Below are 16299 nucleotides of genomic sequence, written 5' to 3' on the forward strand. Positions count from 1 at the left end.
CGGTCGTGTGGTTAGGCACGTTTATCTACGATGAGACCCGGGGTCGTTTGCGGGGGTGCGGTTTCCTCGGCCTTTCGCGTTACCGTCGTCGTTTTACCGCCGGAAACGTAAACCCGGCCGCATTCGGGGCAAACACTGGTGCTTATCTGAACATTTTGATAGACAATTTCCCTGCCCTCTAATTCGGCGCGGGCCTGCGCGTGTAGAACGTGCTCCTGTTCATGGGCGGAAACCGCCATGTATGCCGCTTCGGGGGAAACATGCGTTGGAGATTTGAAAGAAACTCCGGGATCGTTGGAAACATCCCGGTACTGTCTTTGCTTACAGGTCTGGCATTCCTTAACGCCCAGTCTTTTCAGAACCTTCTCGGACTCCTCGCCTCTGCTTACACCAACGCCCTGATCAGAAACGGGTCGTTTCTCCGGAGGAGTCTGGGCTGGGCTGACACCGTTGTTCACGGTCCCGTTTCTGTCAGCCGCATTTAACACCGGCGTGATGATACCGCCGGTTGGAGCAGTGAGACCGACACGATAAAAAAGCACTTGCTCCCACCCCTCGTATCGGTTTATTTCGCCGCCCAACCAAACCCATGAGTTGAAGAACATTAATAATCCACGCGCTGCGCATGAAACCGATAATATTATAACGTAAATCGACAAAATTGTATAGATTTTGGATATCGAATAACATCCTTCCCGTACGGTTGTTGTAGTTGTTGTATAATAAAGGCGTTTGCGACTTACAGCAGTTTTCCGATTACAACGCTTGCCTAAGAACAATGGTATCGCCGCATACGGCGTATAGAGAGGCCGATGGACAAAGTGCAAAATGAACGCTTTATATATTCAAAGTCACCCAGGGTTCGCCATGCGGCCTGGGGCCGTCATCTGAAGAATGAAAATAGGGCGACCCGTAAGCCGTTTACTTAGATGCCGAAAAGTAACATAAACGGAACGCGACGAGAAGTGATGCAGTGCAAGGAAGACCTGCGAAACGAACCGGAGCGTACTGAATTCAGATGTCGGAAGCCGGAAATCAGAAGTCTGAAGAAAAAAGGAATTCGCGTAGCGAATTTTTCGAAGTTCTGACCTCTGACATCCTGCATCTGACTTCCGAAATGCGTTGCTTATCGTCGCGTCCTGCGAAAGAACGCTTATACAAGGGAGGCGCGAATGATCGTTCGGAAAGCAACGTTGGCGGACGCGCCGGCCATCGCCCGTGTAAACGTTGAAACCTGGCGGACCGCTTACCGGGGAATCATTCCCGACGGATACCTGGACCAGTTGTCTTGCAGCGATAGAGAAAGAAGCATCCGGGAACTCTTTTTGCCCGGAAGCAGGGTGTTCATCTGCGCAGCGGTAATAGAGGAGGGAGAGATCGTCGGCTTTGCGGCGGCGGGCCCCGAACGCACCGGTGACCCGGTCTACCGCGGGGAGATACATGCTATCTACGTGCTCAAGGAATACCAACGCCGGGGCATCGGCCGGCTCCTGGTTCAATCGGTGGTGGAAGAACTCGGACGGTCCGATCTTCGGTCTATGCTGGTGTGGGTCCTGAAGGACAACCCTTACCGTCGCTTTTATGAATACCTCGGAGGCAGACAAGTCGGCTCGCAGGTTCTGGAGATTGACGGGTTCAGAACAACCTTGATCTCTTATGGCTGGACCGATATACAGACCCTGCGGGCGCAGTCCTAATGTAACGGACTCAAAGAATTCGACAAAGAACGCAGGGGTTCCCCCCCGCAGGCCCGAATATAACTTTTTAGGCAGGGGTTTCAGGTCAGAATTCAGAAGTCAGTAGCCAGAATTCAGAATATAGAATCAGCGGCAATCCCCATATATTCTAACTCCTGGGCACTGGATTTTGACCCTGAATAGACCTTCTTGACGCACGGACCTCAAAGGCTCTATCGCTTAAGCTTAACTTAGAAATATTCTCAGTACAGATATGCACGAATTTTCGCAGGAACTTTCATTAAAAGAGGGAGATGTATTATGTTAACAGCGAATCGCCTTGTCATCCTTCCGGTACTTCTCGTTCTTTTCGTCTTCCTCGCCCCGCCCGCCCTCGCGGCGCCTAAGGTCGTGCTCGACGGCAGGCAGCTTTCATTCGATGTGCCGCCGGTGATCGACCAGGGCCGGGTGTTGGTGCCGATGCGGACCATTTTTGAAGCCCTGGGCGCCAACATTGAATGGGACGGTTATACCCGGACCGTGACGGCAGCGAAGGGTCAAACCACCATCAGCCTGACTGCAGGCTCCCGTCTGGTGTCCTTCAACGGTTCACCCGCCTTGCTTGATGTCCCGGCTAAAATCATGAACGGCCGCACCCTGGTCCCCCTGCGTTTCGTTTCCATCGCCTTTGACGCGGAGGTTCTCTGGACGGGAGGTACACAGACGGTAACCATAACGTCCGCCATGGAAGACATAGAGGTCCACTTTATCGATGTCGGCCAGGGTGACGCGGTATATATTTCACTTCCAAACAATAACGACATCCTCATCGACGGCGGAGACGACACCCACATTTCCGCGGTGGTCAACTACCTGGAGGACGAGTTTGTTGACGATATAGAGCTTCTTATCGCCACTCACCCCCATGAGGACCATATCGGCGGGCTTGACGACGTGCTGGCGGCTTTTAAGGTGGAGACCGTGGCGGACAACGGTATGGCCGTTGACACCGCTGCCTATCGCGACTACCGGGCGGCGGTCAAAGCCGAAAACTGCAACTATGAAAGGGCGGACGGCCAGACGTGGACTTACGATCGGGCTGAGTTCTCGGTCATCGGGCCGGTTAAGTCTTACCCCGGTATCAACGACAACTCGGTCGTAACCTTACTAAAATATGGCGGCGTGCAGATTCTGTTTACCGGTGATATGGAAACCGCAGAGGAGTCCGATATCCTGAGCAAGCTCGAAGACGTCGACGTGCTTAAGGTGGGTTACCACGGGGGGGCAACCGGCACGTCGCAAGCGTTTTTGGAAACGGTACGGCCGGAAACCGCGATAATCAGCGTTGGCGCGGGCAACAGATACGGCCACCCGGCGGCTTCAACACTACAGCGGCTGTCTGACGCCGGCGCCCTCGTCCACCGAACGGACCTGGACGGTGCGGTCGTTATCCTCGCCGACGGTAAGGTATATTATGTGGTGTGTGAAGAAGGTTGAGCCTTCCTGAAAAACAGCATTCACAACAAGGCAAAAGCATTTTGCTAAATAAAATTAAAGGACTTCGGTTTAACTTGAAGTCCTTGATGCTCTTGTATGGTGCGGGTGGAGGGACTTGAACCCCCACGGTGTTAACCACCAGATCCTAAGTCTGGCGCGTCTGCCGTTCCGCCACACCCGCATTACGCCGGTCTAAGGTTATTATAAAACGCCCCCTTCGTGACGTCAATTTAGTCTTCCCCTAACCCGGACAAGCCGGAACCAAAATATTTTACCCAGAGGCACAATTAATCCCATGTTTCCCTCTTTTCCACTACGTATCCTCTGTACCATCCTCTGTGTTCTCTGTGGTTAATTGCTTTCTTGCCGCCTCCCGGTAATTATTACCTTCCGGCTAAAACAAGAATAAGCAGGAATTTGGAAATATGTTACCGAAAGATGAAGGTTGATACATCATGTCGTTTTATGGTTTTTCCATTTTAATACACCGTCCCCGTGTTACGACACGCAAACCGTATGGCTCTTTACAATCTTGGAGGGAATTCCTGCACCGACCAGCGAACACGGTCCGAATTTTATCATCCCATTGTGTAGGAGGGATAAAGTGCCCAAGATTGGCGTTTACATTTGTCACTGCGGTGAAAATATCGCGGGCGCGATAAACATCGAAGAGGTAAGAGCATACGCTGCGGGTCTCCCGGACGTAAAGGTCGTTAGGGACTATCTCTTCATGTGTTCGGATCCCGGACAGGAACTGATAAAACAGGACCTAAAAGAGGATCTTGTAGACCGGGTCGTGGTCGCGGCCTGTACACCGCGCACGCATGAGCCGGTTTTTCGTAAAACGTTGGAAGACGGCGGACTTAACAAATACCTGGTTGAAATGGCCAACATCCGCGACCAGGACAGTTGGGTACACTGGAACGACAAGGACGGGGCTACCCGGAAGGCTGAAAAACTAATCGGCAGCGCGGTGGCCAAGGCCTTTCTGCTTGAACCGTTGCGGGAAAGGTTCGTGGAAGTCACCAGGGCCTCCTTGGTGATCGGCGCCGGCGTAACCGGAATGTTTGCCGCACTGGACCTGGCTGAGATGGGATACAAGGTTTATTTGGTGGACAGGAACCCGTCGGTCGGCGGCAACATGGCCAAACTGGACAGGACCTTCCCCACGAATGACTGCTCGGCGTGCATCCTTACCCCGGTTATGGTCCAGGTAGGAAATCATCCAAATATCGAGCTTTTGACTTTTTCCGAAATCGAGTCCGTGGACGGCTCCATCGGGAATTTCAAGGTAAAGGTCAGAAGGAAACAGACTTACGTGGACTGGAACAGGTGCACGGGCTGCGGTGACTGCGTCAAAGCCTGCCCGCACGAGGTCGCCGACGAGTTCAACCAGGGCATGTATAACCGCAAGGCGGTTTATATCGAGTTTCCGCAGGCCGTACCCAGGAAAGCCGTGGTCGACGCGGCACATTGTCTCAACTGCGCCGGGCGCGACTTCGGAACACAACCGCGCCTTCATTCGAAAACCGGCGAGCCCGTTGCGGCGCCCTGCGAAAAGACGTGCAAGACCGGCGCCTGCGACAGGTCCGTCGCCTACAACCCCCGGGGTGAGGTCGTCGAACTTAATGTCGGGACTATCATTACGGCCGCAGGCTTTAAAGCCATGGACAAACACCCCTTCAAAGAATACTCGCCGGAATCGCCGAATGTAATCACCTCCCTGGAACTGGAACGTCTGCTGGCCGCCACCGGCCCCACGCAAGGGGAACTCAAGCGGCTGTCGGACGGGAAAACACCGGACACCGTGGCTTTCATTTCCTGCGTGGGTAGCAGGGATAAGCACCATCATACATACTGCTCGAAGGTGTGCTGTATGTACATGCTTAAAGAAGCCCGGTTGGTCAAGAGGAAGTGTCCGGACACGAACGTGTTCATCTTCTTCATTGACGTCAGAACGGGCGGCAAGGATTTCGAAGAGTATTACAACTACTGCCGCGACCTGGGTGTGAGGGTTATCAGGGGACGGGTCGGCGCGGTAGACGAACTGTCGGGTGACCGCTTGAGAGTGCGCGCTTACGATGTGGACATAGCCGGACCCGTCGAGCTCGAATCCGATCTGGTGGTACTGGCCACGGCCATGGAGCCTCCGACCGGCCTTAAAGAGCTGGCGCGTAAACTTGGCGTAACCTGCGGCGCCGAAGGCTTTCTGAAAGAAGCCCACACCAAGCTGTATCCTGTGGAAACCTCAGTAAGGGGGATCTACATCGCAGGCTGCGTACAGGGACCGAAGGATATTCCTGAATCCGTTTCCCAGGCTCGGGCGGCTTCTTCAGCGGCAGCGATACCGCTTACCTTGGGCAGGGTTGCGGTGGACCCCCTTACCTCCGAAATCGACCAGGAAAAATGCAGCGGCTGCGGTATTTGCGTGCCGCTCTGCCCGTATTCCGCCATAAAGATAATCTCGCTCGGGGAGATTCTCCGCGCAAGGATCGATGAAGCGCTTTGCGCCGGTTGCGGTGTATGCGCCGCGGCATGCCCTTCTAGGGCCGTTAAGCTGCACGGGTTTACCGCCGAACAGATCGAGGCACAGATCGAAGCATTGACCATCGCAGCAGGGGACGCATCCGGTGCCTGAAAACCCGGAGAAGCGGTATTTGTTGACATCCCGGCGGACAAACCCGGGGTTGGAGGAATGAGGATGAGTGACTGGAAACCGAATATAGTTGTTTTTGCCTGTAACTGGTGCACTTATCAGGGGGCCGACCTTGCGGGCATTCTTCGCTGCGACTACCCTTCGACCATCAGTATAATAAGGGTTCCGTGTACCGGTTGCGTTGAACCGGAGTTCATTGTCGCGGCACTGAAAAACGGGGCCGACGGCGTTTTCGTGGGCGGCTGCCACCCGGGAGACTGCCACTATCAAGAAGGCAACAACAAAGCCGCCGCGAGGTTCAAGCTTTTAAAAACGGTGCTCACGGAGATGGGCTTCGAGCCCGACAGGGTGAGAATGGAGTGGATCTCCGGTTCGGAGGGAAAACGATTTGCTGAAACAATGACCGAGTTTAACGAGTCCATTGAAAGAATCGGGCCGAACCCCATAGGGAGGTACATAAATGGCGGATAAGGTTAAACTGGCTTATTATCTCTCCGGGGGTTGCGGCGGCTGCGATATGGCAATTATAGACCTGTCCGAGAACCTGGTGGACCTGCTCCCCCGCCTTGATGTGGTTTTCTGGGCGCCCACGGTGGCCGACGTTAAGTATCGGGACCTTGAGGGTTTACCGGACAAATCGATTGACGTCGGTCTTTTTTCGGGTATGATCCGGCTGAGCGAGCAGGAGCATATGGCCGCGATTATGCGCCGCAAATGCAGGACCTTGATCGCGTACGGCGCCTGCGCGGCACTCGGCGGCATCCCCGGTATGGGGAACATGCATTCAAAAGAAGAGATTTTCCAAACCGCATATTTTGACACATTAAGCACCGATAACCCGGACGGCGTAATCCCGCAGACGCGATGCCTCGTAGACGGTAAATACGAGCTTACCCTGCCCGAGTTTTACAGGTACGTGAGGCCGCTGCAGGACGTGGCGGAGGTCGATTACTTCGTCGGCGGCTGCCCGCCGCACCACAGCTTCGTTGCCCGTGTCATCCCCGACATCCTCGGCGGCAGTTTTCCGGCGCCGGGATCGTGGATCACAAGCGATAAGGCGGTCTGTGCGCTTTGCGACCGTAATCCCGCCGTCAAGGGCGAAGAAATGAAGCTCATTAAAACGATCAAAAGGACCACCGACGGCCCCCCGGAAGAAGGCAAATGCCTGCTGCAGCAGGGCTATTTGTGTCTCGGCGCGGTAACCCAGGGCGACTGCGGAGCTCTTTGCCCGAAGGTGAACATTCCCTGCAGGGGCTGCGGCGGGCCGGTCCCCGGAGTCAAGGACTTCGGTCTGAGGGCGATCAGCGCCGTCGCGTCCTTGCTCGAAAACGAAGAGCTGGTCGACCGGATTCCCAGCCCGGTGAAGCTTTTTTACCGTTACTCGCTACCCGCGTCCATGCTGGGCAGGAAGATAAAGTGAGAGGTGCGGCATGACCTTAAAAAAGATAGAAATCAACCCCATGACGAGACTCGAGGGTCATGGCAAAATCTCCGTTTTCCTGAACGACCGGGGAAACGTGGACGACGTTTTCTTTCAAACCGTCGAGTTGAGGGGCTACGAGCGATTTTTAACCGGCATGCCCATCGAGGAAGTGCCGCGGACGGTCTCGACAATCTGCGGCGTCTGCCGTTGCGTGCACTTCGTCGCTTCGGTTAAAGCCGCCGACGCCGTTTACCACGCGGAGCCGACCCCGACCGCCGGGAAAATCCGGGAACTGCTCTTGAACGCCCACTACGTCGAGGACCATACGGCGGTCCTTTACGCTCTCGGATTTCCGGATTTCGTGGTCGGTCCCACGGCCGATGCCGCGGGCAGGAATCTGATCGGTCTGATCCAGGCCGTGGGGGTGGATATGGGCAGGTTAATCCTCAAGAAAAGGTACGCCGCCGTTAAGGTGATTGAGATGCTGGGCGGCAAACCGATTCACCCCGTGGCGGCGCTGCCGGGAGGCTGGTCCAAGAGGGTTACCGAGGAGGAAAGGAAAGAAATCCTCGCACTTTCCACGGAAATGGTCGAACTGGGCCAACTTACGCTTAAAATCTTCGACGACGTTGTTCTCCGGAACAAGGAATACATGGACCTCGTCACCGGCGAAGTGTACAAGGTCGAGTGCAACTATATGGGCACCGTGGATGAAAAGAACCGGGTACAGTTTTACGACGGAACCCAGCGGATCGTGGACACCGCAGGCAGGGAGATCGGCCGTTTCACGGGCGAGGGCTATCTGGACCACATCGCCGAAAGGGTGCTGCCCTGGAGCTACCTGAAGGTGCCGTATCTTAAGCGACTAGGCTGGAAGGGAATCACCGACGGCGAAGGCACGAGTCTTTACAGCGTCGGACCGCTCGCCAGGCTTAATGTAGCGGACGGTATGGACACGCCGCTGGCCCAGGAGGCATACGAAAAGATGTATACCGCCTTCGGTGGCAAACCGGTTCACAACATCCTGGCCTATCATTGGGCACGAGCGATCGAGCTTTTAAATGCGGCGGAGAAGGTCCAGAGGCTTGCTTCGGACGAAAGCATCACCGGCCCCGACGTCGGGGCAGAGCTCGGAACACCGGATGAGGGCGTGGGTGTCGTCGAAGCGGCCCGCGGCGTGCTTATTCACCACTACAAGACCGATAACAGGGGTATCGTCCGCGAAGTCAACCTGATCGTGGCCACGACCCACAACAACGGCCCCATCAATATGGCCGTCAAGCGGGCCGCCCGGCACTTTATAAAGAACGGGAAGGTGGACGAAGGTATACTCAACCTGGTGGAAATGGCCTACCGGCCTTACGACATCTGTCTGGCCTGCGCCACCCATACACTCCCGGGGCGGCTGCCGCTGGAGTTAGAGGTCTACGACCACGCCGGTGAACTCTGTAAAACCCTGAGAAACTTCTAAGTACATTAAACTGAGTTATGATAAATGAGATGCGTACAATCGTTGTCGGCATCGGAAATCCGGTCCTAAGTGACGACTCCGTCGGGATCAGGGTGGCACAGCATTTTGAAGGCCTGGTGGACACCGAAATCCTCACGACTACCGACTTTAAGGTTCTTGATAAGATACTGGGGTATGACAGGGCGATCATCGTTGACGGAGTACGGCTTGGGAATGAGCCCGGTACGGTGTCGGAATTCGGGATCGAAGAACTGTTGTTTACCCCGACGTTTTCCGGAACCCACAACCTCAGCCTCCCGGCCACCCTCAGCTTCGGCTGCCGGCTCTTTAAGGATGAGATGCCGAAGGAGATAAGAATCATCACCGTAGAGGTAAAGGATGTAACAACCTTCGGCAGGGAGTGCACCCCTCCGGTTGAAGCAGCTATTCCCAAGGCCGTGGAACGGGTGCGAAGGGGACTGGATAAGGCCTTTTAAACGTTTACCAAACAGCTCCGCCAGCATGCCCCACGAAAGATAAAGACTCCCACCTCCAACATCCCACCTCTCACTTCTCAGACGGCCGGTCCGTTACAGTGCCGGCAATAGTCTCCGCATGGGCCCGGGGCGTCTTCAAGGCATACCGGAACACGTTTTCCGAGATAATAATGACTTAAAGGCAGTGCAAAATATGTTGTTTGTGGCAATGACAAGGGGGAAAATCGAAGTTGACATCCGGGTCCTGGCAAATAGCTATACCGGCTTTGGGTATTCTCATCTATTTGGGGGTCATAGCCGGTTACATTCTCTTCTTAGTCGCCGTGTGGCGCTTAATGAAAGCGCACGAGTCGGTTGCCGCCGCCTTGCGGGCTCTCGCGCAGGACCATAAACCCGGTCCCGGCGACGACGCCCGGCGTTAGATAAAGCCCCGCAGGCGATGCTTTATGAGAATCTGGGATGTTGCTCCTGAAAGGCTCTGCCGGAAGCACCTGCTCGGCGAACACCGTGAACTCCATGCGGTGTGGTCGATACTGACGAATAATAAGAAAGGGTATGCCAGGCACCCGGAGGTCATCAGGTGGAAAGGCAGGCTCAAGGCTTTATACCATAGACATGAAGAGCTTTGCGCGGAACTAACAAAAAGGGGCTACAAGCACAACAGTCCCCTTGATGCGGAACTGGCGTCGGGCAGCGGCAGGCAGACTGAATACGTTGATCCCTATGAAGAGCAGTTGAGAATTCTGAAAGATAAGAACTGTGAGTGCGATGTTGAATAGAATCGGAACTCGAGTTCCGGCGCGTATCAACCCTTGCAGTCCCCCGTTACCGGAGATTTCGGCTAATGATTCCCGACTAGTTTTAAGGCCGCCGCCTCGGAAAGATCCCGCCGTGAATCGAACGGATGTCTGCAACGTTAAAAAACGCCTCCGGCGCCGCCCGTTCCAGCAGTCTCAGAATGACCGGAAGGTCCTTCCTTTTGACGGTAACCACCAGCATATCCCGCGGTCCGGACTTACCTTCGCCTAAAATCCTGGTAACACCATAATTTCTTTCCCGCAACATTTCTATAAGCCCTTCGCAGCATTGCCGCGAGGGAAAGACGTGAATCGCTACGTACCCGACAGCCATCTTTTCTTCGATCCTGGCGCCGACCAGATTTCCGGTGGCAAACCCTCCGGCATAAGCGATCACCCTCAGGTAGTCCGTGAACCCGCCTGCGATAACCGTACCGATCGCCAGCACAAAAATGCTTACCTCAAAAAAACCGATAACGGCCGCAGTTATTGAATAACCCCGCGTCAACAAAAGAAGGCGGAAAACATCTAGTGAAACGTCGGTAACCCGGGCGAAGAAAATAAAAAAATATGCGTAAACAGGGTTATGAGCTAGTATCTCTAACACGTTCCCTCCCGGAGTATACACTACGGTATAGTATTTACCTCAATCGTCCGCCGGCGCAAACGAGAACCTGAAATCACCGTCACCGGGAAAAAATACCCGGGTGGAACCGAACCGGACCCCTCTTTAAACATGCAGCACGTCGATATGGGTAGAGGTCCGGCCCCTCTTCTTCGCTGGATTTATACTTCCCGTAAAGAGGTACTGCTATTTAACCCTCATGGTTCTTGCACTAATACGCCTTGTCTCTATATCCCGTTGGATCCCGGCAAAGTATCTCCGACAACTTCGTGAATTTAGCCAGGTGCACCTCCTCATCGGATATTATTTCCTCAAGTGCTCTGTTTACTTTCTTGTAAAAAGAAATCGCCATAATGTTTGAGTATTCAATCCCGGCCTTTCGTTCCCCCGCAACGGCTTTTCGAATCCCTTCGCAGTAATCCTGAAAAGCCGGCGGCCGGACAGGTTGCGTTGCTTCGACGGGTGTCATGCCCGTCAGTTCCTCGAGCAACTCAGTGATTTCCCTGGCGTGATCCAGTTCATCCTTACGCGCCTCGGCGAACGCCTCCACGCCATCGTATGTTTTGGACATGTTTCTCAATGCAGCGTAGAACTCAGCCGTAGTGCGCTCATCGATCAGCGCGGCTTTCAATCCTTCCACGACCTCATAATCCCAGCCCATAATAACACCTCGTCGTAAGCATTTATGGGCATAATATTCGCCGGTAAGGATTGTGGTGCAGCCTCCCTATATACTTTACCGCATAACCGGTGTTGTATTATAATGGGTTAATGTGGAGGTTTGTAATGTGAACAAACAAAGATACAGGTACCTTCGCGTCGTAAAGGGTTACACCAGTGACCGATATTTCAGAGAAATTAAGGAGGCCAATTCGGCCTTTGCCGAAATGCGACAGCAGCAGGTCAACCTGTCCAACCTGGCGGACTCTCTTTCAAACCTGGCCGAGGCGTTAAAACAGCTGAACCGCCGGTTAAAACATCTCAAATGGTATCTGTAGCCCGCACTTCTCGTCTCTTCAAAAAATACTAATGCTGCCCATTAAAATAATCAGATTAAAGTTTCCGGCCCCCGGGCATAGGTGATAATGATAGTTTTGGCCGCGCAGAACTTTCAGTACCTCATTCATTCCAAAACAAGGCCAAAAATACAATTCTCGATATAAAAAGGCTTCCGATCCCCGGAAGCCTTGATTTTTCTATGGTGAGCCATGCAGGACTCGAACCTGCGACACCCTGATTAAAAGTCAGGTGCTCTACCAACTGAGCTAATGGCTCATATTAGATGTCGGACGTCAGAAGTCGGATGTCGGACTTCTTGCAGGAATTCGCTCCGTGAATTCCTTTTTTCTGTTTTCTCTGACCTCCGACCTCTTGCCTCTCACTTCTGAAATGGCTGGGGCGGCTGGATTCGAACCAACGAATGGCGGATCCAAAGTCCGCTGCCTTACCGCTTGGCTACGCCCCAACTTAGATGTGGGAGGTTAGAAGTTAGAGGTTAGATATTTGTTGGAATTTGGCACCACCAAATTCCAACAAGAATCCCACTTCCAACTTCTCACTTCTAAAATGGGGTGGATGATGGGACTTGAACCCACAGCCTCCAGATCCACAGTCTGGCGCTCTAACCGGTTGAGCTACATCCACCATCTGCACAAGATATCGTACTACGACGATAAACGCCGCCCGGCTTCGTCAATCGACCGGACTTGTTTCTCCCCGTGCTACGTACCGGAACTTGTCTGTAAACCTGTATTCTTAAAATGCAATTCCTTTACGCACAAGATATCTTAGCAAACGCCACCCCGGTTGTCAATAGACGCTTATCCTACCCCCTCCAGCATTTCCAAAAAGGCGTCGATCCTTACCTTTGTCCTGGCGTCAAGCGGCTCAGGGCGGTCGCCTTCGATGGTGAGCACGGGAATCTTAAGTGTTCTGCGGATGATGATGTCTTCGATCTGCCTGAAACAAAAACTCTGAGCGTAGTGAATAACCCCGGTTATCCCCCGCCTATCGATCTCCCGGCTGATGTCCCGCAGCCGGTAGAAAATGCCGTATGGGTAAGTATACAGGAGGTACTGCTCTACAAGGTCGGGCGTGTCAAAAGGCATGGCGAACTGGCGTTGGGTCTCGTTGTAGACGACCCGCGCCCCGCAGGATTCGATATAAGCGTGAAGATCGGTGAAAATCGGCGGCACGCCGATGTACCCCAGGCGTATACGCGCCGGACGGGAAGGCCGGCCTTCCACCTCGCGGAGGAAAGCCTCGACTTTTCGGGCGTAACCTTCGACGTTTCCGTCAAAATCGCTGCAGCAAACCTGATAGAGGTGGTTTTCTTCCCCTGTCACCCGGTCTCCGGTGTAGGTGAGGTAATCGATCTCGCGGACCTTTGTCCGCACCGCATCAAGCGCAGCCTTTGCCCTCTTGACCGCGTCCCACCCCACGCCGAAATGATCCATCAGGCACTCGACCTGCGCGGCCAGAAGCTTACGCTCCCGGTCGTACGGGTAAGCAAAGGGAATTATTTTAATTCCTTCGAGTTCCAGGGTTTCCATTAAGGCATGGGTGTTGCTGCAGTCTCCCTGCGTTACGGCCGCCACCGTCCTGAGGTCCTTTTCCCTCAGGACCGCCCCGTAAATTCCTTTAATCCAGCCGCACACATTGCGCGGGTAACCGGCCCTTTCCGCCACCTCCAGCAGTTTAACCGCATCAGGGCTGGCGACAAAGACATTGTTGAGGTCCACAGGAACCGCACCGGCGGCAAACAAGACCTCTACCGGGATGGTTGAAGTTAAACCGACCTTCATGAACCATATCCGCCTTGGTTTAAAACTGAAAGGCGCGAAGTGAAAGGTACCCCCCGCTGCCTGGTATCCCTAAACTATTATATCGTTGTTTTTAACCTCAGATTTCTACACTTTCCGCTCGCAGCGACAACCCGGGACATAAACGACCGGCCAGCCTGCTGAACTCTTCCGCGTCGCCGCTTACGTAAAATTCATACCGGGCTTTATCCCCGGCGGCAAGCGCGCCCCGTCGTGACAATTCGACCTGAGCCTCAACAACCGTCGCTTCGGCCGGATCAACCAGTGCCACCCCGGGGCCTAACATCTCGGCAATGAACCGCTTAAAAAACGGGTAATGCGTGCATCCCAGAATAAGGGTATCGATCCCCGCTTCTTTGAAAGGCGTCATGTATCCGGCCAGCGCTTCTTTCGCCTCAAACGTGTCCACCCTGCCGTTTTCAACAAGCGGTACCAGAAGCGGCGCCGCCTGGGATAACACCTTGACCTCCCGGGCGAAACCGGCTACGGCTTTCGGGTAAGAATCACTCTTTACCGTCGCCTCGGTGGCAAGAAGCCCGATGCGCTTATTTTCCGTAGCCTTAACCGCCGCCTTCGCACCCGGCTCGACAAGACCGATCATGGGCACAGGATACCTTTCCCTTAAAACACCGATAGAAACGGAAGAGCTGGTATTGCACGCGAAAATAACGCCTTTAACGTTTTTTGTTAATAGAAACCTGATTATCCGGTCACCGAGCTGTACCAGATCCTCCGTTGAACGCCCACCGTACGGTACATGTGCGGTATCACCGAAATAGACCACCGACTCCCTGGGCATAATTCGCCTTACCTGCTCAAATACCGTCAGTCCCCCTACCCCCGAATCAAACAACCCAACCGGTCGATTATCCACTCATCAGACCTCCACAAGTTTTCAGTCCGTCTTTAGTTATCGGCATTATTTTTTACATATCCGCCCGGCCTGAGCAAACCGCTTTACAAAAATAAAAGCACCTCTTAACTCCCCAAACACATTTTAAGAGTCCTGCTCTTAAATAATACCGGGAATTTCAGGTGCCGTCCCGACGCTATATATTATTCACCTTTTGGGCGACAAGTCCTTCTGAGGCTGTATTTTCGGCGTTGACCGCCATCGGCAGTTTGACCAGAAACCGTGTGCCCTTCCCCTCTTCGCTCTGTATCTCTATTCTTCCGTGATGGTCCTCGATGATCCGGTAACTTATGGCCAGGCCCAATCCGGTTCCATCATCCTTCGTCGTGAAAAAGGCTTCCCCAAGCCTGGAAAAATGCTCGGGTGCTATCCCCACTCCGGTATCCGCCACCTCCAGAACCACCCATCCTCCCGATATATCGGGAGAAATCCGAACCGCGAGCCGCCCCCCGGAAGGCATGGCCTGAAAGGCGTTTTGGATGAGGTTATGAAGAACCTGTTTGACCTGTTCCGGGTCGGCAAAAACGTTGGGGGTGTCCGGCAGGCATTCGCAATTGATTTCGATGCCTTTTGACGCTGCCTGGTTTTCGACGACCATCAGGATGTCACGCACCACACGCTCCAGGTTTAACAACACCGGCCGGAATTCACCCGAACGGGCAAGATAAAGGAAACTGCGGATGATTTCGTTAACCCGGTCGATTTCGGATAAGACCACATCCAGATATTCGCGCTCCTTCTCTCCGAAGGTGGCTTTTTCCGCCAACAACTGGATAAACCCCCGCACAGAGGTCAGAGGGTTTCTAATCTCGTGAATCAGACCGGCGGCCAGTTTGCCCATCGCCGCCAGTCTTTCCGCTTTCTCCAGCGCGGCAGGCAGGAACCTGTCGTTTTCGTATGAATGTTCCGGGGGACCGCCCGCCTGAACAAACTCCTGATAGGCCATGTTGTACCGGTAAGAAACCTCACGCGATATATAGTCGGCGGCGGAATCAACCAACTGGCGCGCCGTAATCTTCTCCTTCCTCTGCATAAGCGCCCTGGCTATCCCGGCCCGCTCGCGGAGCAGCGGCACGCTTATTTTAAGCCTTTGTCCCACTTTCACCAATTCCGCGCTCGCAGGAATATCGCCCACACCGACGACCAGCGCCCCCACAGGATACAAAACCTTGGAGAACTCCAAGGATACCGGTGCGGCGTAAAGGGTAAGCTCTCCCGGACAGGGAAGCGTCACCGTACGACGTTCGATAACCGCGCGCACGCTGGCCAGCCAACGCACGTACCGGCAGGGGGTGACCCCGCTCACCCGTAACGGCGACTCCGAAACGGTACGGCAGTAAGGCGTGCCGACACACTCAATGGGCGCCAGCCAACGATCCTTGGAAATCCACGGAGGGGATGGACTGACGGGGATAAACGTGGCCGTGGTATTTAAAAGACTGGTCAGCAGCCGCACAAAATTACCCGTCGTCTCCGGGTCAAGAGCGGTTGAACCGGTAACCTGAAAAGGCGGCAGCAACCCTTTCGGCCCCAAAAACATTCTCCAGGCGTCGTCCTTCGTGTCACCGTTAATCTTACGCTGGCTGAAAGCGGCGTTCGCTTCCGCAATCCGGAGCAGGTTTTCCACCCGGGTGATGAATTCCTCCTCCAGAGAAGGGTTAAGCAGGTCATCCACCCACGTCATCCTTACAGGGGGCTCAAGGGGGCTTTCCTGCACAACTGCAACGAGAGCGCGCGTTACCGCTTTAATTTCCCGGCACAATGACCAGTTGTCGCGCTGCGCAAAGTGCTTGGGCAATAATACAACCGCCGGGTTTTTCTTGCGAAGTTCTCTTCTAAAACCCGCCTCCTCAACGAAAAACACGGGAAACTTTTCTCCGAGCGGTTCATACCACGCCTCGTTACTTACCGACAAGACCAGGATTTCTTGTTTAAAAGACATT

At 54.1% G+C, this 16299-nt stretch carries 16 protein-coding genes and 4 tRNA genes; 10 read left to right on the forward strand and 10 right to left on the reverse strand.

Annotation, left to right across the window (positions count from 1 at the left end; translation table 11 throughout):
* Positions 1-11: 11 nt before the first annotated feature.
* Positions 12-542, reverse strand: coding sequence for a hypothetical protein (locus AB1500_06060; GenBank protein MEW6182729.1), 531 nt, complete (start codon positions 540-542; stop codon positions 12-14).
* 630 nt (positions 543-1172) lie between these two features.
* Between AB1500_06060 and AB1500_06065 the strand changes: the two genes are divergently transcribed.
* Positions 1173-1697, forward strand: a complete 525-nt coding sequence (locus AB1500_06065) for a GNAT family N-acetyltransferase (GenBank protein ID MEW6182730.1) — start codon at positions 1173-1175, stop codon at positions 1695-1697.
* A gap of 300 nt (positions 1698-1997) precedes the next feature.
* On the forward strand, positions 1998-3173 hold the full coding sequence (locus AB1500_06070; GenBank protein MEW6182731.1) for a stalk domain-containing protein: 1176 nt from the start codon (positions 1998-2000) through the stop codon (positions 3171-3173).
* A 97-nt stretch (positions 3174-3270) separates the two neighbouring features.
* Here AB1500_06070 and AB1500_06075 read toward each other — a convergent pair.
* Positions 3271-3354, reverse strand: a tRNA-Leu gene (locus AB1500_06075).
* Between the two features lie 423 nt (positions 3355-3777).
* Here AB1500_06075 and AB1500_06080 point away from each other — a divergent pair.
* From AB1500_06080 to AB1500_06110, 7 genes are all read left to right on the forward strand, one after another.
* Positions 3778-5811 (forward strand): CoB--CoM heterodisulfide reductase iron-sulfur subunit A family protein, encoded by a 2034-nt coding sequence (locus AB1500_06080; protein ID MEW6182732.1) that lies wholly within the window; start codon positions 3778-3780, stop codon positions 5809-5811.
* Positions 5812-5874: 63 nt separating this feature from the next.
* On the forward strand, positions 5875-6300 hold the full coding sequence (locus AB1500_06085; protein MEW6182733.1) for a hydrogenase iron-sulfur subunit: 426 nt from the start codon (positions 5875-5877) through the stop codon (positions 6298-6300).
* Entirely contained in the window at positions 6290-7249 is a 960-nt protein-coding gene (locus tag AB1500_06090; protein MEW6182734.1) for a F420-nonreducing hydrogenase, read from the forward strand. The genes AB1500_06085 and AB1500_06090 overlap by 11 nt, the downstream gene beginning before the upstream one ends.
* 10 nt (positions 7250-7259) lie before the next feature.
* Positions 7260-8723, forward strand: a complete 1464-nt coding sequence (locus AB1500_06095) for a Ni/Fe hydrogenase subunit alpha (GenBank protein MEW6182735.1) — start codon at positions 7260-7262, stop codon at positions 8721-8723.
* Positions 8724-8752: 29 nt separating this feature from the next.
* A complete protein-coding gene (locus AB1500_06100) occupies positions 8753-9199 on the forward strand; it encodes a hydrogenase maturation protease (GenBank protein ID MEW6182736.1) in 447 nt (148 codons plus the stop codon).
* Between the two features lie 230 nt (positions 9200-9429).
* The gene (locus AB1500_06105; GenBank protein ID MEW6182737.1) at positions 9430-9621 is read left to right on the forward strand and encodes a hypothetical protein; all 192 of its coding nucleotides are present in this window, start codon (positions 9430-9432) and stop codon (positions 9619-9621) included.
* Between the two features lie 24 nt (positions 9622-9645).
* Positions 9646-9978 (forward strand): pyrimidine dimer DNA glycosylase/endonuclease V, encoded by a 333-nt coding sequence (locus tag AB1500_06110; GenBank protein MEW6182738.1) that lies wholly within the window; start codon positions 9646-9648, stop codon positions 9976-9978.
* An 82-nt stretch (positions 9979-10060) separates the two neighbouring features.
* Here AB1500_06110 and AB1500_06115 read toward each other — a convergent pair whose 3' ends face one another.
* Entirely contained in the window at positions 10061-10603 is a 543-nt protein-coding gene (locus AB1500_06115) for a DUF5698 domain-containing protein (GenBank protein MEW6182739.1), read from the reverse strand.
* Between the two features lie 229 nt (positions 10604-10832).
* Positions 10833-11282 carry a ferritin-like domain-containing protein gene (locus AB1500_06120; protein ID MEW6182740.1) on the reverse strand — a complete coding sequence of 150 codons (450 nt, stop codon included), beginning with the start codon at positions 11280-11282 and terminating at the stop codon, positions 10833-10835.
* Positions 11283-11409: 127 nt separating this feature from the next.
* Between AB1500_06120 and AB1500_06125 the strand changes: the two genes are divergently transcribed.
* Complete coding sequence (locus AB1500_06125) at positions 11410-11619, forward strand: hypothetical protein (GenBank protein ID MEW6182741.1); 210 nt, start codon at positions 11410-11412, stop codon at positions 11617-11619.
* A 201-nt stretch (positions 11620-11820) separates the two neighbouring features.
* Here AB1500_06125 and AB1500_06130 read toward each other — a convergent pair.
* The 6 genes from AB1500_06130 to AB1500_06155 all read right to left on the reverse strand — a co-directional run bounded on the left by AB1500_06130 (position 11821) and on the right by AB1500_06155 (position 16298).
* Positions 11821-11896, reverse strand: a tRNA-Lys gene (locus AB1500_06130).
* 115 nt (positions 11897-12011) lie between these two features.
* Positions 12012-12086: transfer RNA gene (locus AB1500_06135), tRNA-Gln, on the reverse strand.
* 102 nt (positions 12087-12188) lie between these two features.
* Positions 12189-12265 (reverse strand) — tRNA-His (locus AB1500_06140).
* A gap of 176 nt (positions 12266-12441) precedes the next feature.
* The gene (locus tag AB1500_06145; GenBank protein ID MEW6182742.1) at positions 12442-13425 is read right to left on the reverse strand and encodes a 2-hydroxyacyl-CoA dehydratase; all 984 of its coding nucleotides are present in this window, start codon (positions 13423-13425) and stop codon (positions 12442-12444) included.
* A gap of 97 nt (positions 13426-13522) precedes the next feature.
* Entirely contained in the window at positions 13523-14317 is a 795-nt protein-coding gene (murI, locus tag AB1500_06150; GenBank protein MEW6182743.1) for a glutamate racemase, read from the reverse strand.
* 175 nt (positions 14318-14492) lie between these two features.
* A complete protein-coding gene (locus tag AB1500_06155) occupies positions 14493-16298 on the reverse strand; it encodes an ATP-binding protein (GenBank protein ID MEW6182744.1) in 1806 nt (601 codons plus the stop codon).
* Between the last annotated feature and the right edge of the window lies 1 nt (position 16299).

The sequence above is a fragment of the Bacillota bacterium genome (assembly GCA_040755295.1).
Taxonomy (GTDB): domain Bacteria; phylum Bacillota; class Desulfotomaculia; order Desulfotomaculales; family Ammonificaceae; genus SURF-55.